Genomic DNA, 19,655 nt, shown 5'->3' on the forward strand with positions numbered 1-19,655 from the left:
CCGCTACGAACGCAAGCCCGAACACTTCCTCGCCTTCACCGCCATCGCCTCAACCCTCATCTGCCATCGACGACTCCAAATGAAATGACGTCTTAGTGCCGCCCTTGGGCGGCGCGAAGACGAGCGTGCCGCGGTGATGCGTGATCTGGCGGCAGATGTGGACGGTCTTGTCGTCCTCCGACCAGTCCACGTCGTCCGGGCTGAAGCCGAATATCTCGCCCTGCCGCATCCCGAGCCCACGGCCGCAGTCGACCGTGGCCTGGTACCGGTCGTCCAGGTGCTTGCGCAGGTCGTCCGTCTGCTCCCAGGAGAGCGGCACGTCCTTGGCCGACTTCTTCGACCGCCTGGGCTTTACACGCTTGACCGACCCGGTCTCACACGGGTTCTTCGGGATCAGGTCGTCGTCCACCGCCATGGTGAGGATCGATGACAGGTGGGTGAAGATCAGGCCGACGGTCGTCTCGTCGAGCACCTGTAGCCGACGCTTGATCCAGGTCTGGACCGTGGATGCCTTGACCTGCCGCAGCTTGAGATCCCCCAGTGGCCCGACGATGTGGTTGCGGACGCGGGATTCGTACTGGTGGTACGTTCGGGGGTTGTCAACGTCTGGTTCGCCAGCCACTGCTCGGCGAGCGCCTTGAGCAGGGTGTCGCCCTTCTTGGGGGCGATGTACGTGCCGTCGTCGACGGCACCGAGCATCCGTGTCAGATGCTGGCGCGCGTCCTCGTAGCGTTCGAAGCTCTCGCTCTGCTGCTGCCCCTCGGGATCACGCCACCGCGCCAGCCAGCGCTTTCCGCGCCCATGTTCACGGGAAGGCACCTTGCCGTGGGCCTTGCATACATCCTCGCCGGGCTGCGGCCGCTTCTTGTGCCAGCGGTCGTACGGCTCAGCCAAGGAGGGCACCCTGGATGGGGTTGAGGATCTGGGCCCCGGATGGGAGGCGACGCTGTGAGCCGTCCACTGGGGCAGCAGGGCAGCCGGAGGTATGCCGAGGGCGGTGGCGGTGGTGACGAGGTCGTCGACGTCGCAGCGGCGGCGGGCGCGTTCGGTGCGGCTGAGGGCAGTGTTGGACAGGGGGCGGCCAAGGGCGGTGCAGCGCTCGGCGAGGCGGTGCTGGGAGAGCCCGCGCAGCAGTCGCAGGCGCTCGATGTGGCGCGCGGTGTGGATTCCGGCGGGGCCTATTTCTACGGGACGGTTTGCCATGACAGATAGCTGTAACTCGAAATTGGCCGCCGTGGCAAGGGTCTACTTAAGAGGACTGGAAAACTTGCTGACGCTGGCTATTTGAGGGGCGCGTGGGCGGTTCGGCGAAACTGAATTTCCGTGGTACGGTGCCGCGCCGCTGCGTCCGGGGGGCTCCCGGCGCGCGTGCCCCTGTGGGCGCTGGCCTCGCGCTTTAGCCTCGGTGGTGTGCCACATGGGGGGCGAGATGATCGGGTGGAAAGCGGGCGCAGTCCCCCCGGATTCCGGCGTGATTTCGGCAACCGGGGATCGCCCCTTACGGTATGGGTCCAATCGGCGAGGCGCCGTTTGGAGTGGCCGTGGATTCTCCGCAAAATGCCGCTGGATGCGTCACGAAACCTGTGGCCATCATGTCCCCGACCCACGCCCAATGAAGGAGCCCCATGCCCCGAACCCTCCGCAATGCCACCGCGTCCGATTGCGCTGGCCGCGATCCGCTCGCCACGCCGGAGGATGTCGCCGCCTACCTCGGCGTGCCGGTGAAGACCCTCTACCAGTGGCGGCACCGCCGTACCGGCCCCCAGGCCCACAAGGTCGGCCGCCACCTGCGCTATCGCTGGCAGGAGGTGGACGCATGGCTGGACGCCCAGACGTCGTACGGCCTCACGGCCTGACCCTGCACCTGGCGCGGGCAGCAAAGCGGCCCTCGGCGAGCCACCGCCAAGGGCCGGAGATTCCCCAACTGATCGCCCATACCTGAACGAACGAGCCGGTGAGGGGCCGGGCCTTGCCCGCCTGGCCCCTCACCAGAGAGGAACGTCTATGGAGGACACTACGTCCTCGCGTACTTCGAGTGCATCCCCCGCCTCCGCCCACTCGGGGGCCAAGCCCAAGGTCGTCTGGCCGCCGGTAGCGGTGCCCGGCCAAGGGCTTGGTCCGCGCGACGCGGACCACGACGACGACCGTTCCGCCGGACAGCTCGGTCCGCAGGCTGGTCCGCAGCGTGCGGCAGTCGCGGACCGGTCCACCGAAGGCGCACTGACCGGAACCCCGGCGCCTGACCAGATATCCACACCTATGGAGGAAGCGCAGGTCAGCGGCGTACGGACCGGATCACATGCTGCGGACCAGGATGGTCCGCACGAGGTGAAGCGGTCCGCTCCCGCTGGTCCGGTGGTCCGCAGGGGCACGGACCAGCCGGTGGATTCCGGTCCGCATGACCGGGAGCGGACCGGCATCCCTGTCGATGAGCGGACCAACCTCCAGCCACCGGACCGGGCTGACGGACCGGGCCAAGCCCCGCGTCCTGGTCCAGGAGAACCGTCCGGACCGGCGGACCGCGCGGAGCAGACTTCCGGTGAGGGAGCCGTCCTGCTGGATGAGTTCCGGGCAGTGATCGGCAAGTATGTGGTGCTGCCTAGTGAGGAGGCACTGACCGCGCTCGCCTTGTGGGCGGCGGCCTCCCACATCCAGACCGCGCTGCAGCACGCGCCGCGTCTGGCGGTGATGAGCCCGACGAAGGGCTGCGGCAAGTCCCGCGTCCTGGACGTGCTTCACGAGACCGTGCACCAGCCGATGATGACGGTGAACACCTCCCCGGCGGTGATCTTCCGCGTCATCGGCAAGAACCCGCCCGCTCTGCTGGTGGACGAGGCCGACACCATCTTCGGTCCCAAGGCGGGCGACAAGGAGGACCTGCGCGGCCTGCTCAATGCGGGCCATCAGCGCAACCGGCCCGCCTGGCGCATCTCCGGCCCGGAGCACAAGCCGACCCCGTACCCGACCTTCGCCATGGCCGCGATCGCGGGGATCGGCGACCTGCCGGACACGATCATGGATCGGGCGATCGTGCTGCGGATGCAGAAGCGCAAGATGGGCGAGAAGGTCACCCCGTTCCGGTCGCGGTACTCGGTGCCTGAACTCAACGCGCTGCGTGACCGGCTGGGCGCCTGGCTGGGCCCGCTGCGGGGCACGGCTGCCCGCATGGTGCCGCAGATGCCAGTGGAGGATCGGGCGGCGGACACCTGGGAGCCGCTGGTCATCGTCGCCGATTTGGCCGGCGGGCACTGGCCCGACAGCGCCCGCGCCGCCTGCTTGGCGATGACTCGGCAGGAGGCCGTACAGGATGAGCAGACGACCCTGAAGACACGGCTGCTGCGCGACGTCCGCCGCGTCTTCGATCAGGCAGGCAGCCCCGAGGCACTGCGGTCGCAGGACCTGCTCGCCGCCCTCCTGTCAGACGCCGAGTCTCCGTGGCCGGACTACGGCACCAAGGGGCTGAGCGCCTACCGCCTGTCGGCGCTGCTCAGGGACTTCGACATCCGCCCGGCGAACCACCGGTTCGAGCAGGGCCGCCAGGCCAAGGCGTACGCACGCAACAAGTTCCTCGACGCCTGGGCCCGCTACTGCCCCAACGCCGCCCAGCCGACCCCCGCAGCCGGGCCCGCACTCGCGCCCGCACGCCCGCTCCAGGGCGTACCGCCCGCCCCTCCGGCCGGTTCGCTGCCCGTCGGCCCGCCCGGCGGCACCGCTGGCCCCAAGCGCGCCCGCTAACCCACGTCCCTCTGGGCCGTCTCAGTCCGTCGCATCCGTCCCCGCGCAGGTCAGCGCGGGGACGGACTTCCTCGCCGGGACGGAGTTATCCGTACCAGCACCCGCGTCCGTACCTGCTCTGACCAGCCCTGCAACGGATGCGACGGACGTGACGAAGTCCCGCCCACACACCACTGGAGCACCGCCATGCACGACACTGACACCAACGACCGCAACCCCGGTCGCCGCCGCGGGGGATGGTTCGGCCTGGGCCGACGAACAGCAGCAAGCTGGAGCGAACGAGCCCCTAAAGGGGCTTCGTCCGCGCTTGCCCCCGCCCCTGGGGTGACGGGGAGGAGGGGGCCGGGCGCCAGCGGGCACCCGAGCCTTGGGAGGGGGCGGCCGAGCCCAGCACCACGTCTGCCGCCGACAGCGCCAAGCAGCCCGCCGCCCACTCCATCGCCCTGCTCGCCGAGCCGTCTGCCGATCCCCAATCGTCCGCCGTCGTTGAGCAGCCCTCGTGGCGTGAGCCGGACGCCCCCACGCTGCCCGTGCGGATGAACCGCAAGCGCACCACCGAGAAGCGTGACCAGGAGAAGAAGATCCGCTTTACCCCGACCGCGGTTCGCCTCATCGACGCCGAGGCCGAGCGACGCCGTCTGACGTTCGCCGGGTTCGTCGGCGACGCCGCCCTCACGGTCGCCCTCGGTAAGGCGGGCATGGTCGGCAGCCCGGAGGACGACCCGATCCGCCCGCTGGTGGAGGCCATCGAGGCGCACACCAAGGCGCTGAACCGGATCGGCACCAACCTCAACCAGATCACCGGTGCCATCCACTCCGGTGCGATACCCGAGCGCACCGAGACCGTCCTTGACCGCATCCAGCAGGCCGCCGATGCCAGTTACGGGCTGATCGACCAGCTCCTGGCGGAAGGGGCCGGCCATGGTGCCTGATGTCTCCACCGGCTCCGACACCCGCGGCCTGATCGCCTACCCCTTGCGGGCCCGGCCGCCGGGACGAGCACACCGACCCACACATCGTCGCCGCCTGGGACATGACCGGCGCCCCCGACCCCGGCCGCGATCCGAACGTCACCTACACCCAGCTCGCCAAGCGCCTCGACCACCACGTCGACCTGCGCACCCGCGAACTGGGCGGCAAGAAGCCACCGCAGCACGTGTGGCACTGCCCGGTGCGCACCGCGCCCGGTGACCGCTACCTGACTGATGCCGAATGGGCCGAGGCCGCCCACCGCATCGTGGCGGCCACCGGCATCGCGCCCGAAGACGACGAGAAGGCGTGCCGGTGGATCGCGGTACGCCACGCGGATGACCACATCCACATCATGGCCACCACCGTCCGCGCCGACGGCCGCCGCCCGCGTACGAACCGCGACGGGCAGCGCGCCCAGGCCGAGTGTCGCAAGATCGAGGCCGAGTTCGGGCTGCGCCGCCTGAAGTCCGGCGACCTCACCGCGCCCAAGACGCCCACCGGCGCCGAACGAGCCAAGGCCGAACGCCAGGGCCAGGAGAAGGCCACACGGGAGTGGCTGCGCGAGCAGGCGTACGCGGTCGCCGCCGCTGTAGCGAGCATCGACGACTACTTCGCCGTCCTGGACTCGCTCGGCATCCAGGTCAAGCCCCGCATCGGTCCCGAGAGTGGGGAGGTGACCGGCTACAGCCTGGCCGCACCCGACGACACCATCTGGTACGGCGGCTCAAGCCTGGCCCCCGACCTGTCCTACAACCGCCTGGGCGAACGCCTTCCCAACCAGGACGTGGAAGACCGCCGGCAACCGGTGGCGGACCCGGCCGACTCGTGGCGCCGCACTGAGTCCTCCGTGCGCACGGCCCGCACGGTTCTCGATGCGGGCGACGAAGCCGTGGCCCAGGGTCACCTGGAAGCCTGCGGCGACACCCTGCACAACCTGGCCCGCACCACACCCGGCCCCCATCAGGCCGAACTGCAAGCAGCGGCCCAGGCATTCAACCGGGCACGCCGCTCAGCGATCCGGGCCGACCACCAAGCCGCCACCGAACTGAGCGAAGCCGCCAAGGAACTCACCTATGCCCCCAACCTTCCGGGCGGACTGGCCATCGCCCTCATCTTCGCCGCCCTCCACCTGGCCCGCGCTGCCGCCCACTGGCACGCACAGCGCGGCCACGAACAGCAGGCAGCCGCAGCCGAACAAGCCGTCCGCCATCTCCAAGCCAGCTACCGCCAAGCCGCCGAGCCGGCCCTGGTGGACCTCGCCCGCCGCGCCCCGCGCGCAACGACTGCCCACCGCTTCGAGCAGGATCTCCGTGCCGCCATCCCCGACCAGGCGGACCGCGTCCTTGCCGACCCGGCCTGGCCCGCCCTGACCACCACCCTCGCCCGCGCCGAAACCGCCGGCCACAACCCCCGTCACCTCCTGGCCGAAGTGGGTGCCCGCCGAGAACTCGACACAGCCGAGCGCCCCGCCGAAGTCCTCAACTGGCGCATCGCCGCACAGCCGAACAGGCGCGCACAGGCAGCACGCAGGCAAAGCGCCCGCAGCACCCGGCCCATCGCGCAGGCACCGCAGCCCGCGCCTACGACGGTGGGCGAACGGCCTGCGGAACGCGGCCGACGCCGATAGCGGTCATGGGACTGCTCAGCGCTGTCTGGTCGCGGACAGTGTCGTCACGAGCCTTCCCAGGTCTCCGGTGTAGACGATCACTTCTTCGTCCTCTTCTGGAGGGTCGAAGCGGGCGAAGAAGTCGTCGAGGGCTTCGGAGGTGACAGTGAGGGCGTTGGCGTCCTCGCGCTGGTTGCGTTCGGTGAGGCGCCGCAGCAGTTCCTCCCGGTCCACCGGCAGGTAGATCACGAGCGGGTGGCCGCCCGCATCGCGGGCGGCCCGCCTCCAGGCGTCACGCTCGTCACGGAGCCACAGCCCGTGGTCCAGAACGACGTCGTTTCCGGCTTCCAGTTCCTTGACGAACCGTTCCCGGATCGCCTCGACCACGGGGCGTTCGCGCTCGAAGTAGGTGTGCTCGGGGTAGTCGATGCCGTAGCGGCCGTGGAGGCGGTGGACCTCCTCGTCCACGGAGAGGCGGATCATGCCGCGTGCGGCCAGGGCCTGGGCGACGGTGGTCTTGCCGGAGCCGGTGATGCCGACCAGCAGTACGGCCAGCGGTGCGGCGGTGTTCACGTTCGGTCCTTTCCTGCCGATGCCCAGGTACCCAGGTGTCCATTCTGGCCGATCTGGATGGGCTACCGGTGGCTGGTTGCGGTATGGGGGCGCCAGCGGGCGGCGATGGTGCGGGCTTCGGCCGTCCAGCCGCTCGGCAGTCGGTCGAGGGTGACACGGCGGAAGGTCAGGCGGGGGTTGGCCACGTCGATGCGGCCGTGGTGGCGGTCGATGTGATCAAGCAGGCGGCCGGCTTCCTCCCGCACAGCCGGGGTGTGCTCGGCCCAGGCACCGGAGGTGAACTTCTCCACCCGTCGCTGGAGGTCGTCCAGGACACCCATGCGCCACTTGAAGTGGTGAACGCAGGCCAGCGCGTCCGGGTCCGGCTTGTGGCCCAGGGCCCGGTGGTTGCCGGAGGCCACCGGCACCTCGGATCGGGCGAGGACGATCTTGCGGGGGTCGCCGTGCAGGAGGCGGTGGGTGAGATGGCCGCCGAGTGGGAAGGCGCGGTCCAGGCCGGTCTCGGGCCGCCAGTGGGCCAGGCGGCCGTCCGCGGCGACGCGGTCGAGCATCAACCCGCCCACCACGTGGCGCCCGGCTTCCTCGGCGGCGGTGGTCACCTCGGTGATCGGGGCGGCGTAGGTGTGGAACTCGTCGGCGTCGGCGAGCAGGTGCCAGCCGGGCCTCGCCTGCTCCCGCAGGGCATCGCGGAGCTGGGTGTTGGTGTGCTCGTGCCAGGGCCCGGTGCTGATCTTCGCGGGGACGATGCCGAGGTCGCGGATAGTGGACAGGAGCTGGTGCTGCCACGAGTGGGGGACGTGGTCGGGGAAGTGGAAGGCGAGGTGGAAGTCCTCGACGCCGAGTGCGCGGTAGTGGGCGGTCCAGGCGGTCAGCAGGGCCGGTTCTACGGGGCCGATCACGGCGATCAGGGCAGGAGGTGCGCTCAGCATGGGGACTCCTTCGTACGCAGTGAGTCGAAGGTGTGGGTGAGGAAGCCGGCTTGCTCGGCGGCGGTCCGCATTCCCAGCAGGCGGGGCGCCTCGGGACCGGGCCGCTCGGGCGGCTGACGGACGACGGTGTGCAGGGCGTCGGCGAGGCCGTCGGGGTCGCCGACGGGGAAGGCCAGGGCCCAGGGCTGGCCGCGAAGGCGGGCGGTGAGGGCCGGGTCGTGGTCGGAGACGATCAGAGGCACGCCAAGGCGGGCGGCGTCCATCACGAGCCCGGATTCCTTGCCGACCCCGGGCTGCCGGGCGACCAGGGCGGCGTCGGCGGTTGCGTAAACCAGCCGCAGCACCGATTCCGCGACGGGGCCGGGCACGGTGTGCAGGTGGAGATCCGGCAGGGCTCGCCACCGGTCCAGCACGGTCTCGTCGAGTGGGACCCCTGTGACCACGAGGTGCAGCGGTTCCTTCAAGCGGGCAAGGGCGGCGTCGATGGTGGCGATGTCCTTGTACGGCCACCAGCCGCCTACCAGGCACACCACGGCTTCGACGGCGGGGATGCCGAAGGCCGCCCGGCCGCCTTCGCGTTCGGCGGCGGTCAGGCGGCGGCCGTCATCGACCGCGAAGGCCCGCACCACCGCAGGTAGCTCGGGGAAAGCGGCGGCGAACTGATCGCCTACAGCCTGTGTGGGGTACACCGCGATCACCTGCTGCTCACCGCGTCGGGCGAGCCAGCCGAACAGCCGCACGACGGCGTCCTCGGTGGTGACCGCTTCGTGGACGAACCGCAGGTGCGGCTGGCCACCGAGGAGCGCGGCTGCCCCGTGCAGGCCTTCGTTCGCGGTCAGGATCACCACGGCCTCGGCGCCGGGATGAAGGCGGCGGGCGGTCCGCAGCGCGGACGCCTCCGCAAGACATCGGGCGACCAAGGTGACCTGGTGTGGCAGCCGCCGCAGGGCGCGGGGCCAACGGCGCGAGCGGAAGGCCCGCTGACCGGCTGAGGAGAGCCCGGCCGCGAGCCGAGAGGCAGCCAGCAAGACGCCTGCGAGACGTCCAGCCGGTGTGGTCGCCAGCCGAGCCCTGGCCTCGCGCAGGGCTGTTACTGCCTCACGGGCAATCCCGTGCGGGGCGATGACCAGACTGCCGGGCCGGGCCCGGGCGAGCGCCACCAGCGTGCGTTGATGGTGTCCGCCCAAGCGGTCGGCATACGGCTCGATGAGCACGAGTCGGCCGGTCATCCGGACACCGCCTGATCGCCGTGGACGGTGGTGAACCGGGCACGCAGCCACGTTGGGTCGTTGAGGTGGCCGAACTGCTTCGGATCGCGTGCTGCCTCGCGGGCGAAGACGATGCCTTCGCGGGCTCCGGCGGCGGCGTAGGTGGCGAACTCCCTGTTCTGGCTGGCCGTCCATGTCTCCACCCGCTGGCGGGCGTCGTCGCCGGCCATCCCGTACTCGCTGCCGCGGGCGAGCATCGCGCACTCGCGGAAACCGGCCTTCCAGGCATGGAAAGGACTTTGGTTGAACCGCGTGATCCCGGCGGTCTCCTGAGCGAACTCGATGCGGCCGGGCAGAGCCGCGAGGACGTCCACGGCCTCGCCCATCTCGCGCAGGGCGCTGCGGCGGATCAGCTTCAGTCCGCCGTAGCCGTAGGACAGGCCGTTGATCGGGTTGACCGCGGGCCACACCCGCATGGACACCCCCTCGTCCAGCGGTTCGACGGCGGTCGGGTCGAAGCCGGGGCCGATGGCGAAGTCGCCGTCGGCGAGGAAGAACTGCTCGCGGTCGACGACCTCGGCGCACAGCCTGTAGGCCCGGCGCATTCCGTGCACACCGTGCAGGCGCTTGACCAAGCCGCCGAGCGTTCGCTGCGTGCGGGCGTGGAGGGAGTTGGCCATCGGCTCGTCGTAAGAGAGGAAGACCGCGTCGAACTCGGTCACGAGATGGCCTCCAGGTAGCGGGCGGCGACCAGGGCGGGGGCGAAGTCGGCGGTGGAGGCGTAGGCGCGCTTGGCGTGCACGGCGTGGAACTCGTCGTCCGTGGCCAGCCGCTCGGCCAGGGCGACGGCCTCGGCCGGAGTGGTAAAGCACAGCTCGGGGTCGATGTGCTCGGCGAGCCAGCCCAGCCGGGGCGAGATGACTGGCAGGCCCATGCCCTGACAGTCGATCACGCTCATGGACCAGGGGCATCCGGGCCGGAACGGGGCGATGCCGAAGCGGGCGTCGGCCAGCAGGTTCTTGTAGTGGACGCGGTCGCCCCGGTCGGAGACGACCTGGACGTGCGGCAGCCCGGCGAGCCGGTCGCGCATCTTCTCGGGACTGTCGTCTAGGCCCGTGCGCTCGGCCCGGCGCTTCCCGAACAAGTCCATGACTCGAAGCCGCACCGTTCCGGAGGCCACCAGGTCGCGGGCCAAGTCCACGAACTGCTCGGTGCCGTAGTGCGCGTACAGCCGGTGGTTGTAGACCCCGATCGCCCCATCGCCGGACGCGGGCTGGGTGGTGGCCGGGTCGCGGACCAGACGCTCATCGCGCGGGGCGGGCACCACCCGCAGCTTCTTACCGAGGTCCACGGTCATGCGGGCGGCGGCGGCCGACACCCAGGAGGCAGTCGTGGAGGAGTGGACCATCACCCGGTCGCATGCGGCCAACCCGGCAGCGAACGCCAGCAGCACCGGCCGCCCGAGCCCCGCGTCGTCAAGAGACGGGTCGAGCAGGAGCTGACCGCCGTCGGTGAAGGAGAACGGCAGGTAGTGGCAGTACCCGGCCAGCAGCGCGTCCGATCTGGCCTCCAGCAAGGCGGTGCGGACAGCCGGCGCCTCCTCGATCTGATTGGCCACAACCGCGTCCGGCTGCTCGGCATGAATCAGTGCCACCAACTCGTCGATGTCCGTGGAGAACCGGGCCCGGTACTTCGTCCCCGGCACCTTCGTCCGATGGAAGCCGCAGCGGGCGTCCCCCGCCGGAGCCGGAGCCGCGACGGTCACCTCCGCCCCGGTGTCCGCCAAGGCCGGGGCGAGCAGGTCCGCGAAGATCCACCCAGAGTCCGCAGACAGCCGATCGGGGTTGGAGATGTTGAGCAGGTACAGCACCCGCATGGAGCGTCGCCTCCCTCATCTGCCCGGACGCGTCGAACCGGGTCGGTGAAGGAAGGAAAACGGCGACGCTGACCGTGACGGGATGATGAACTGGGATCACTCACGGTTCACTCATGCTCACCAACGATGACGCGGGGCGGGGCTTCGATGGGCACGCAGGACGAGGAGATCACCGTCGAGCAGGCGGCTGAGCACTTCGCGGCCGAGGTGGCGCGGTGGCGGGAAGTACGCGGCATGTCCAAGCGCGCGCTGGCGCGGGCCATGGGCTTCGACCCGTCGTACGTCAGCCACATGGAATCCGGCCGCCACAAGCCCAGCGAGGAGTTCGCCCGGCTCGCCGACGACGCCCTGAACGCCGGGAAGGCAATCTGGCGGCGCTGGTGCGACTACGAGCAGGCCAAGGCCAGGGAGAGCCGGGCCCGGCGCCCTCCTGCGGCCCCGCCAGCCCCGCGTAGGCCCGAGCAGCCATACGCGACCGGCTCCGCCCTCGTCGTCGAACACGACGCCGCCCGCCTCCAGTACGACGGCCGCTCGTACCGGCTCACCATGCGGCGACTGCTGCGGAGCACCGGCGATCAGCCCGTGACCCGCTACCTGATCCGCATCTCCGTCGACCGCTACCCCGGCAACCCCGAGCGATCCAACGCGCACTACCGAGCCCACCCACTGACCTGGGACGAACTCGATCTCACCGCCACCTGCCGAGGCGAGGAGATGCGCTGGCAGGCCAAGCACGACCGCGACGCCTTCAAGGAAGTCTGGCTGCTGTTCGACAACGAACACGGACGCTTCCCGCTCTACCCGGGCGAGTCCGTGTGGATCGAGTACGCCTACACCGTCGGCGACGACAAGTGGGGCAACTGGTTCCAGCGGGCCGTCCGTCTGCCCACCGAACAACTAGAAGTCCAGCTCGTCTTCCCCGTCGTCCTTGACCCGGTCGTGTGGGGCACCGAGACCTCCATGACCGCCGAAGCCTCCCCGCTACGGACCCCACCCGTCCGCAGCGACGACGGTGAACTCAGGCAATTCACGTGGATCACGACCACGCCCGCCCTGCACGCTCGGTACCGTCTGGAATGGCGGTTTCGAGCACGGCCCGAACGCGACATGGATCAAGAGGAGTTCAGGTGATTGACGTGCGTCCCAGCCAGCGCATGCGAGACCTTGGCGTCGTCCAGCACGGCGCCGGCATCCTCGCCGAACCCGCCCGCGCCTTCGACCTCCCCGCGGAGCGCGACGAGGCCGAGCGCATCGTGGACGAGCTGTTCGCTGCCATGGAGCGGATCGGCCAGGTCCATCCCTTCGCTAAGGGCATGGGCATCGCGGCCCCGCAGATCGGCATCGGACGCGCCGCCGCCGTCGTCCAGCCCCCCGGCGACGCCCCCGCCATCATCCTGCTCAACCCACGCATCACCACAGGCTCCGACGAGACGGACGAACAGTACGAGGGCTGCCTGAGCTTCTTCGACGTCCGCGGCCTCGTCCCCCGCCCCCTGAAGATCACGGTGGAGACCACGGCCCTGACCGGCGAGACCGCGGCCACGGTGTACGAACGCGGCCTCGCCAGACTCATCCACCACGAGATCGACCATCTCGACGGGTTGCTCTACACCGCCCGCATGCGAAGCGACATCGCTCCGATCCCCGTCGAGGAGTATCGGCAGACTGGCCGGGCGTGGGCATACGAGTAGCCAGACCACCAGTTGGGGCTGATTGGCCACAGCTGTCAGTGCTGTGCGCCATCATCGTCCGATGCACGTTGACATGGAGCGGGTAGCCGCGATCCAGCAGCTGGTGTTAGGCGGTGTGATACTCGCAGCCATCGTGGTGGTGATCTACCGCTCCCTTGCCTGGATCGCCGGCCGCGTCGAGCCGCTACAGGCGTGGTGGTCTGGTTGGAATGCCAAAGTCGCCGAGCAGGACATCGAACCGACAGTTCAGGCACTTCAACGCCTTGGTCTGGCAGACCTGCCCACTCAGTCGTTCCGTGAAGCCGGCCAAGGGACAGCCGGGTCGGTGAAGCTTCGCTATTCGCTGCTCACCTTCGCGATCGGCGTCGGTATCGGGGACCTGTTGATTGCAGTGATCAAGACGATCGAGACACAGCAAGTGCAGCCCAGCTTGACTCCATCAGCTCTCATGCTCGCTGCTGTGACACTGCCCCTCCTGACCTGGGCTGCCCAACGCAGCAAGGCCATCGCGGGATACAGATTCCTGCTCTCGATCATGGCTGCCATAGAGGCATGTGAAGCTGTGGCCAGCTCCTGTACGAGCGATAGGCATCAAGCGCTTCGGCACCTGGACGATACCTGCTCCACCGTTCGGCGGTCGCTTCTGCGGGTCCATCGGATCGCGAGTAGCGTCGGGCGCGGGTCTCCTCGACAACGCAACGCAAAGCACCACGCTGCACTCGTAGTGGCCAAGCTGCAGCTAGCTGAGGCGCGAGTCGACACCAAGGGCGATGGAGCGCTCCGCAGCCTTGCCGCACTCCTGGCAAAGATCGAGAACGGCTTCGCTGCTGGGTACGTGAGCAAACTCCTGCCCGAGCAGAGCCTGCGTGGCATAGTCCCAGTGGCCAACAGAGAAGGGCTTCGCCTGATGACTGTGGTGGTCGCCGCAGCCGGAGCGCTGTGCCTTGGTGTGCTGTCCGGGCTTCCAGCGGGTGTCGATGCCGTCTTGGCGGGCAGCGCTGCCGTGCTGGCCGCGATGGCGGCGTACGGACCACGGGCCGCAATCGCCAAGGCGGACGAGATCATGAGCATTTTGCGGCAGTAGGACCGCGGGGCCCATCGCGCTGATCCCCGGCCCACGCCGTGCTCCTCCCAGGGGGCAACAGGGGGCTGCTCTTCAGGCGATGGACCCCCAGGTTGGTCGACTTGTGTCAATCCCTTGGTAAGGGCCTACGGTTGCCCCATGCCTACAGGGGGTTGGGGAGTTGCATGGACGGTCGGATCGTTTCTGCTGGGCATGGCAGTAACTTTCGGCACCACCTTTCTGAATCACCGCCATACACTCAAGCGAGAACGCATTGCGCGATCAGTGACCCGGTCGAGCGCCCTCCGTGACCAGAGAGTCGCATTCGAGGCCACTCACTTACTCGACCTTCACAACGCTGTTTCTGAGCTATTCGACAACTGGATCCTGATCGCCCACTTGCGCGGGGAAAGACAGACGCTGCGAGGCGGAGACCTCCACTCAAGACGCGAATCTGAATCCAATGCTGAGCTCGACGTCCAGTTGACGCAGGAGCTCGGCGAGGCAGGGCCTGCTGCCGAGAAGGCGGAGGCCACTGTGCGCAGACTGGCTGGCCTGGTTCTAAACGATGAGGTCAGAGGGTACGTTCGCGATGCCGTGTCCAATATCGATGCCTTTCACTCGCGTTACGAGACGCTTTCCCTGGCAGAAATGCTTGAGCAAGCCGATGGCGTCGCACGTGAGTTGCAGGCAGTGCGCGAGGTGATTGCAGCCCATCTGCGCCATGTCTACACAGGCATCCTCCCGCGGGGGATATAGGGCATGCGTCGACGATCCGAACCGGCGTCAAACCGATTTGGAGGAACACCGGCAGACGGGCCGGGCATGGGCGTACGAGTGGGGACGTGATCGAGGGTGAACTCAGGAGAATCAGTGCCCGTCCCCTATTCGTCGGTTGAGGAAGGGACGAGGTGGGGAACGGTTACTTGCCTTGTTGGCCGAGTTCCTTCAGCCGCATGCGCATCTGCCTCCGCACGTTGCTGCGCTGCTGTGGGTCCCGCAGGAGCTCCTGGCGACGCCGACCGTCGGAGGCTGCCCCGCGTAGCCAGGCCACACATTCCGCCGCCGCTTCGAGGTGCTTCACTCCGTCGTCTTCGCGCTCCAGACACCACTCCTCGATGAGGTCGGCCTCTTCGTAGACGCCGCCGTTGGCCTCCTGGAACTTGAAGGTAGGGACGACGACGCGGCTGAAGTGGTGGACTCGGCGCTGCAGCAGGAAGTTGATGCCTGCGTTGCTGAGGCACGCGATCCGGGTGCCACTTTCGAGTTGTTCTGGGGAGACGTGGTAGCAGGCATCGAAGTACGCGGCGCAGGGCTTTGACTTGCCCTGGGCCTGGGGGAACGGTTCCGGCAGATACATCCGGTTGAAGCTGCCACGCCAGTTGGTCCCCCGGCCCGGGAGTACCTCAGCAATGGTCAGGCGCGATGCGAGGTTGACACCGTCCGTGCGCAGAGAGCATGGGTGGTCAAGGATCATTCCCGTGATCTGCCGTGTGGACCCATCTGCATCGGTGATGGTGGCTTCCTGGTAGATGTCTCCCGTCAGGGTCGGGCGGGCGGGGACGACATCTTCGCCGCATGAGTGGTATAGATCTGCCGGATCTTGCGGGCGTTCCATCTCTTGCGTCACTCGTCACGCTCCCCTTGAGCGGATGGACATTGCGCCGTCCGCTTCGAGGTAGACGTCGAAGTCGGATCTATAGCGCTCGCGCCACTCGGGGTTGTACGCGGTGAGGATGTTCTCCACGTCGCTGTGCCCGCTGGCATGATCCAGGATGAGGTCAGGTCGGTTTTCAGCGAAAAGATCGATTGGCGTGACAGGGACCTGGTCGGTGAGGGGCATCTCAAACCACGAAGCAACTTCTTGGATGAGGTAGTGCTCACTAATGTGGTCGCACAGCGCCAGCAAGCTTGCAAGGTGCCTGCGGTTCTCCCCACTTACCCCGCCGGAGCGCCGCCACTTCTGTACCGCTGGGACACTGACACCCACCATTCGGGCGAGGTCGCGCCACGAGAAGCCCAGATCGGACAGCTCCTCCAGGAGCGACGCCGGGGCCTGCTTGCCACGCATGTTGGTGCGCTGCTGCCAGGTGCGGAACAGCAGGTCCTTGTGGAACTCAGTTGTGTCCTGATACACGTGCTGGGCCCTTGACCGAAGCGACCCCGCGGTCTCAGTCCAGTCTGACATCTGGCTTGCCGAGGTCGCTGTCGGCTCCTGCGGCTCAACGAGATTGACCGCTGCCGGCGCCGTAGAAGTACGCAGAGTGCGCTGGATGTCACCGGTCACGTCGCAGGACCTCCTCGCGGTAGTCGTCAGTGATCAGTTGCTCAAACAACTCGTAGGCCGCGAGCCCTGCGTCGTCGAAGTGGGACTCGATGGTTTCCCACTCCAGTGGAGGCGTCTCTCCCTCTGGTACCCAGTAGCAGTCGAGATCGAGAAGGTAGAAGGGTCCGGGGGGCGGCGTCGGGCGACGCAGCTCACCGGCTGGTTCGACCGCGTAGCCCTCGAAGGTGCCGTGCCGCAGCACAATGCCTGTCGAAGGGCTCCCGAAGACAGCCATGCCCTGCCACGACTGCGGGCCGCTGTCAGTGGCCGTGTTGAGTCCACCGACGCTGGTGAGGGGAGTAGCGATCCATTTGGACCAACCTGGAGGAGTCTCGACGTCAGGGACTCGCACTTCGTTGACGTACCGGATGCCGAGCCGCTCGATTCCGTCGGCGGGAGCGACTTTCTGGCGCGCTTCAACAGCTTGGTGTAGCAGCTCACGCAAAGCGCCACGCCGCTCGTATCGTGTGGTTTCGACCACGATCGCGTCGGTGCGGTAGGTGATGGCCGAGGTGTTATCGCGTGCCATGTAGCGGGGGTGGACCTTCTGCTCATGGGTTACGCCGGAGGGTGTCATCGTGACGTTCACCTGATGGGCAGGGCGCAGCAGAGGAAACGCGGCCGCGAGGCATGACTTGAGTGCCGCCTGGTCGCCGTCCGTCAGGGATGGCGTCGCCGTGTGGCGCAGCTCTACGACGGTGAGTGCGAGCGGTGGATTCGGATAGATCTCACGGTACCCCATACCATCAACGTACTGACCAGAAACCAGAACGACAACCGCAAGGGAAACCGCTTCCCTCGTACGGTGGAGTCTCCAGGCCGACGTGTACCCGCGCTGGGCCCCATCGCACCGCCGACAGGCTGACTTGCCTCACTCCGTGAGAGGGCCCGCCAAAGCAGCGAAGGTCGCTCCCCCGGATGTGAGGTAGCGACCTTCGCTGTTGTTCCTGACGTCAAGTCAGCGAATTGGTCGGGCGGTGCACACGCGGTGCACAAGGGGGTGGAAAGCCAGCAGTAACAGCGAGAACTACTGAGAAGAGTTTTCGCAGGTCACAGCCTGTTCCCAGGGCTTCCGCCCAGGTCACCCGGCCCCGCTCTTTAGATGTCGAAGTAAAGCTCGAACTCGTGCGGGTGCGGCCGCAGCTGGATCGGGGCGATTTCGGCGGTGCGCTTGTAGTCGATCCAGGTTTCGATGAGGTCGGCGGTGAAGACGCCGCCCTGCTGGAGGTACTCGTTGTCGGCCTCGAGGGCGTCGAGGACGGCGGGGAGGGAGGTGGGGACCTGGGCCACGTTGGCGTGCTCTTCGGGGGCGAGCTCGTAGAGGTCCTTGTCGATCGGCTCGGCGGGCTCGATCTTGTTCTTGACGCCGTCCAGGCCCGCGAGGAGGAGCGCGGAGAAGGCCAGGTACGGGTTGGAGGACGGGTCCGGGGCGCGGAACTCGACGCGCTTGGCCTTCGGGTTCGAGCCGGTGATCGGGATGCGCATCGCGGCGGAACGGTTGCGCTGCGAGTAGACCAGGTTCACCGGGGCCTCGAAGCCGGGGACCAGGCGGTGGTAGGAGTTCACCGTCGGGTTGGTGAAGGCGAGCAGCGACGGGGCGTGCTTGAGGATGCCGCCGATGTAGTAGCGGGCGGTGTCCGAGAGGCCCGCGTAACCCTGCTCGTCGTAGAAGAGGGGCTCGCCGCCGGACCACAGGGACTGGTGGACGTGCATGCCGGAGCCGTTGTCGCCGAAGATCGGCTTGGGCATGAAGGTCGCGGTCTTGCCGTTGCGCCAGGCGACGTTCTTGACGATGTACTTGAACAGCATCAGGTCGTCGGCGGCGGCCAGCAGCGTGTTGAACTTGTAGTTGATCTCGGCCTGGCCGGCGGTGCCGACCTCGTGGTGCTGGCGCTCGACCTTCAGGCCGGCGCGGTCGAGCTCCAGGGAGATCTCGGCGCGCAGGTCGGCGAAGTGGTCGACCGGGGGAGCCGGGAAGTAGCCGCCCTTGTAGCGGACCTTGTAACCGCGGTTGTTCAGCTCGGAGCCGGTGTTCCAGGCGCCCGCCTCGGAGTCGATCTCGTAGACCGAGCGGTTGGCGGAGGTCTCGAAGCGGACCGAGTCGAAGACGTAGAACTCGGCCTCGGGGCCGAAGAACGCGGTGTCGGCGATGCCGGTGGACGCGAGGTACGCCTCGGCCTTCTTCGCCACGTTGCGCGGGTCACGGCTGTACTGCTCGCCGGTGATCGGGTCGTGGATGAAGAAGTTGATGTTGAGGGTCTTGTCGCGGCGGAACGGGTCCACGCGGGCGGTGGAGAGGTCGGCGCGCAGGGCCATGTCGGACTCGTGGATGGCCTGGAACCCACGGATCGAGGAGCCGTCGAAGGCCAGCTCCTCGGTCGGGTCGAACGCCTCCGCGGGCACCGTGAAGTGCTGCATGACACCGGGCAGGTCGCAGAAGCGGACGTCGACCATCTTGACGTCCTCGTCCGCGATGAACTTCTTGGCCTCGTCGGCGTTCTGGAACATCCAACTCCTCCTAGCCCGGTCACCGACGGTCGGCGCACGCGGGATTGCTACTCGGAGCGCAGCCGTGTGCGGTGGCGCGCTTGCCCGACCATAGGCAGGCGGGATTTCTCAAGCATGACCCATTTGTTTCGCCGAGGTTAACCGCCGCGCGGCCTGTTTTTGGAGCGGAATTGATCATTCCGAGGGTGGCCGGTGGAGGGCCGACGGGTGATCCGTGGGTGATCGGTGGGTGATCCGTGGGTGGCTCGGCACGGGCCGGGGGCGGTGGTGGAGGGGTGGGGCGGGGGCTGAGTCCGTACGGGGGGCGTCCGGCGGCGGAGCCGTCGCGCGGCGGTGTGGGGCAGGTTCCGGCGGCCGTCGCGGGTGCCCCGCGGAGGGGGGAACGTATGCGGTCGCAGTACCGTGGACGGGTGGACAACAGGCAAGCAATCGGATCGTGGATCTCCGGGCCCCGCGCGGCAGCCGAGGACATGGGCGTCGAGTTCGGCTACCGCGGGCAGCGGCTCGGGCTGCCCGAGGAAGGGCCGGGCTCGCTCGCGCGCCCGGGCCGGCGCTTCGCCGCCCTCTTCATCGACTGGGCGCTGTGCATGCTCGTCGCGTACGGGCTGCTCAGCGACGGCCGCGCGAACGTGACGAGCAACTGGGCGCTGGCCGTCTTCGCGGTCCTCAGCGTGCTCACGGTCGGCACGGTGGGCTTCACGCCCGGCAAGCGGCTGCTGGGCCTGCGGGTCGTCGCCGAGGACGGCGGACGGCTGTCGCTGCCGCGCGTCGTCCTGCGTACGGTCGCGCTGGTCGTGGTCATCCCGGCGGTGATCTGGGACCGCGACGGCCGCGGCCTCCACGACCGCCTGGCCCGCGCGGTACAGGTTCGGATCTGAGCCGATGCCGATGTGACGGTGGCCGTGGCCGTGGCCGTGGCGGTGGCCGTGGCACACCGTATACGGCCTCGTCTCGTCGGTACGAGTCCGAAGCGACGATACGGTTCCGTCCCGTCGGTACGGGCGCGGCTCGGCGATACGGCCCTGGCCTGTCGGTGCGAGTGTGATTCGGCGACGCGTCCCCGTCTCGTCGGAACGCGTGTGGTTCGGCGATACGGCCTTGGCCCGTCGCTACGAATGTGGTTCGACGGCAGGTCTCCGTCTCGCCGGCATCGAGTGCGGTTCGGCGA

The 19,655-nt window shown here is 68.4% G+C and carries 19 protein-coding genes and 1 pseudogene; 10 read left to right on the forward strand and 10 right to left on the reverse strand.

The annotated features are described in order from the left end of the window. Nucleotides 1-49 precede the first annotated feature (49 nt). On the reverse strand, nt 50-622 hold the full coding sequence (locus ADK86_RS07470; RefSeq protein ID WP_053695868.1) for a site-specific integrase: 573 nt from the start codon (nt 620-622) through the stop codon (nt 50-52). Nucleotides 623-948: 326 nt separating this feature from the next. Here ADK86_RS07470 and ADK86_RS45385 point away from each other — a divergent pair, with 326 nt between their 5' ends. From ADK86_RS45385 to ADK86_RS07495, 5 genes and pseudogenes are all read left to right on the forward strand, one after another. Continuing rightward, the gene (locus ADK86_RS45385; RefSeq protein WP_159393801.1) at nt 949-1,212 is read left to right on the forward strand and encodes a hypothetical protein; all 264 of its coding nucleotides are present in this window, start codon (nt 949-951) and stop codon (nt 1,210-1,212) included. Between the two features lie 413 nt (nt 1,213-1,625). Next, nucleotides 1,626-1,856 (forward strand): helix-turn-helix transcriptional regulator, encoded by a 231-nt coding sequence (locus tag ADK86_RS40585; RefSeq protein ID WP_078951901.1) that lies wholly within the window; start codon nt 1,626-1,628, stop codon nt 1,854-1,856. Nucleotides 1,857-2,418: 562 nt separating this feature from the next. Further along, nucleotides 2,419-3,735: a DUF3631 domain-containing protein gene (locus tag ADK86_RS07485; protein WP_078951908.1), complete on the forward strand. Its 1,317-nt coding sequence runs from the start codon at nt 2,419-2,421 to the stop codon at nt 3,733-3,735. A 536-nt stretch (nt 3,736-4,271) separates the two neighbouring features. After that, nucleotides 4,272-4,667 (forward strand): hypothetical protein, encoded by a 396-nt coding sequence (locus tag ADK86_RS07490; RefSeq protein WP_078951903.1) that lies wholly within the window; start codon nt 4,272-4,274, stop codon nt 4,665-4,667. Beyond that, nucleotides 4,657-6,334 (forward strand): annotated as a pseudogene (locus ADK86_RS07495) (relaxase/mobilization nuclease domain-containing protein). Before ADK86_RS07490 ends, ADK86_RS07495 begins: the two are co-directional and overlap by 11 nt. Nucleotides 6,335-6,349: 15 nt before the next feature. Here the strand turns inward: ADK86_RS07495 and ADK86_RS07500 are convergent. The 5 genes from ADK86_RS07500 to ADK86_RS07520 all read right to left on the reverse strand — a co-directional run bounded on the left by ADK86_RS07500 (nt 6,350) and on the right by ADK86_RS07520 (nt 10,899). Continuing rightward, nucleotides 6,350-6,886: an AAA family ATPase gene (locus tag ADK86_RS07500; protein ID WP_078951904.1), complete on the reverse strand. Its 537-nt coding sequence runs from the start codon at nt 6,884-6,886 to the stop codon at nt 6,350-6,352. Nucleotides 6,887-6,948: 62 nt separating this feature from the next. After that, the gene (locus tag ADK86_RS07505; RefSeq protein WP_053695872.1) at nt 6,949-7,815 is read right to left on the reverse strand and encodes a glycosyltransferase family 2 protein; all 867 of its coding nucleotides are present in this window, start codon (nt 7,813-7,815) and stop codon (nt 6,949-6,951) included. Then, entirely contained in the window at nt 7,809-9,044 is a 1,236-nt protein-coding gene (locus ADK86_RS07510) for a glycosyltransferase (RefSeq protein WP_053695873.1), read from the reverse strand. Before ADK86_RS07510 ends, ADK86_RS07505 begins: the two co-directional genes overlap by 7 nt. Then, on the reverse strand, nt 9,041-9,745 hold the full coding sequence (locus tag ADK86_RS07515) for a hypothetical protein (RefSeq protein WP_078951906.1): 705 nt from the start codon (nt 9,743-9,745) through the stop codon (nt 9,041-9,043). The genes ADK86_RS07510 and ADK86_RS07515 overlap by 4 nt, the downstream gene beginning before the upstream one ends. Next, nucleotides 9,742-10,899 (reverse strand): glycosyltransferase, encoded by a 1,158-nt coding sequence (locus ADK86_RS07520; RefSeq protein ID WP_053695874.1) that lies wholly within the window; start codon nt 10,897-10,899, stop codon nt 9,742-9,744. The genes ADK86_RS07515 and ADK86_RS07520 overlap by 4 nt, the downstream gene beginning before the upstream one ends. Nucleotides 10,900-11,046: 147 nt before the next feature. On the opposite strand from ADK86_RS07520, the gene ADK86_RS43710 reads away from it, so the two are divergent. The 4 genes from ADK86_RS43710 to ADK86_RS07540 all read left to right on the forward strand — a co-directional run bounded on the left by ADK86_RS43710 (nt 11,047) and on the right by ADK86_RS07540 (nt 14,412). Beyond that, nucleotides 11,047-12,030: a helix-turn-helix domain-containing protein gene (locus ADK86_RS43710; RefSeq protein ID WP_053695875.1), complete on the forward strand. Its 984-nt coding sequence runs from the start codon at nt 11,047-11,049 to the stop codon at nt 12,028-12,030. Beyond that, complete coding sequence (locus ADK86_RS43715) at nt 12,027-12,590, forward strand: peptide deformylase (RefSeq protein WP_053695876.1); 564 nt, start codon at nt 12,027-12,029, stop codon at nt 12,588-12,590. The genes ADK86_RS43710 and ADK86_RS43715 overlap by 4 nt, the downstream gene beginning before the upstream one ends. Before the next feature lie 61 nt (nt 12,591-12,651). Continuing rightward, complete coding sequence (locus ADK86_RS07535) at nt 12,652-13,674, forward strand: hypothetical protein (protein WP_053695877.1); 1,023 nt, start codon at nt 12,652-12,654, stop codon at nt 13,672-13,674. A gap of 138 nt (nt 13,675-13,812) precedes the next feature. Beyond that, entirely contained in the window at nt 13,813-14,412 is a 600-nt protein-coding gene (locus tag ADK86_RS07540) for a hypothetical protein (RefSeq protein WP_159393802.1), read from the forward strand. A gap of 163 nt (nt 14,413-14,575) precedes the next feature. Here the strand turns inward: ADK86_RS07540 and ADK86_RS07545 are convergent, their stop codons facing one another. From ADK86_RS07545 to glnA, 4 genes are all read right to left on the reverse strand, one after another. After that, nucleotides 14,576-15,283, reverse strand: a complete 708-nt coding sequence (locus ADK86_RS07545) for a hypothetical protein (protein ID WP_053695879.1) — start codon at nt 15,281-15,283, stop codon at nt 14,576-14,578. 3 nt (nt 15,284-15,286) lie between these two features. Further along, nucleotides 15,287-15,940, reverse strand: a complete 654-nt coding sequence (locus ADK86_RS07550) for a hypothetical protein (RefSeq protein WP_234345755.1) — start codon at nt 15,938-15,940, stop codon at nt 15,287-15,289. Then, on the reverse strand, nt 15,930-16,721 hold the full coding sequence (locus ADK86_RS07555; RefSeq protein ID WP_053695880.1) for a TIGR04255 family protein: 792 nt from the start codon (nt 16,719-16,721) through the stop codon (nt 15,930-15,932). Before ADK86_RS07555 ends, ADK86_RS07550 begins: the two co-directional genes overlap by 11 nt. 356 nt (nt 16,722-17,077) lie before the next feature. Further along, complete coding sequence (gene glnA / locus ADK86_RS07560; protein WP_030604301.1) at nt 17,078-18,487, reverse strand: type I glutamate--ammonia ligase; 1,410 nt, start codon at nt 18,485-18,487, stop codon at nt 17,078-17,080. 410 nt (nt 18,488-18,897) lie between these two features. Here glnA and ADK86_RS07565 point away from each other — a divergent pair, with 410 nt between their 5' ends. Then, complete coding sequence (locus ADK86_RS07565) at nt 18,898-19,365, forward strand: RDD family protein (RefSeq protein WP_078951909.1); 468 nt, start codon at nt 18,898-18,900, stop codon at nt 19,363-19,365. The last annotated feature ends 290 nt before the right edge of the window (nt 19,366-19,655 follow it).

This window comes from Streptomyces sp. NRRL F-5755, from assembly GCF_001279365.1.
In the GTDB taxonomy this organism is placed as follows: domain Bacteria; phylum Actinomycetota; class Actinomycetes; order Streptomycetales; family Streptomycetaceae; genus Streptomyces; species Streptomyces rimosus.

Coding starts and splice junctions, on each gene's coding strand:
- ADK86_RS40585 (WP_078951901.1), top strand. CDS start 1,626: ATGCCCCGAACCCTCCGCAATGCCACCGCGTCCGATTGCGCTGGCCGC.
- ADK86_RS07490 (WP_078951903.1), top strand. CDS start 4,272: ATGAACCGCAAGCGCACCACCGAGAAGCGTGACCAGGAGAAGAAGATC.
- ADK86_RS07505 (WP_053695872.1), bottom strand. CDS start 7,815: ATGCTGAGCGCACCTCCTGCCCTGATCGCCGTGATCGGCCCCGTAGAA.
- ADK86_RS07510 (WP_053695873.1), bottom strand. CDS start 9,044: ATGACCGGCCGACTCGTGCTCATCGAGCCGTATGCCGACCGCTTGGGC.
- ADK86_RS07520 (WP_053695874.1), bottom strand. CDS start 10,899: ATGCGGGTGCTGTACCTGCTCAACATCTCCAACCCCGATCGGCTGTCT.
- ADK86_RS43710 (WP_053695875.1), top strand. CDS start 11,047: ATGGGCACGCAGGACGAGGAGATCACCGTCGAGCAGGCGGCTGAGCAC.
- ADK86_RS07535 (WP_053695877.1), top strand. CDS start 12,652: ATGCACGTTGACATGGAGCGGGTAGCCGCGATCCAGCAGCTGGTGTTA.
- ADK86_RS07540 (WP_159393802.1), top strand. CDS start 13,813: ATGCCTACAGGGGGTTGGGGAGTTGCATGGACGGTCGGATCGTTTCTG.
- ADK86_RS07555 (WP_053695880.1), bottom strand. CDS start 16,721: ATGGGGTACCGTGAGATCTATCCGAATCCACCGCTCGCACTCACCGTC.
- glnA (WP_030604301.1), bottom strand. CDS start 18,487: ATGTTCCAGAACGCCGACGAGGCCAAGAAGTTCATCGCGGACGAGGAC.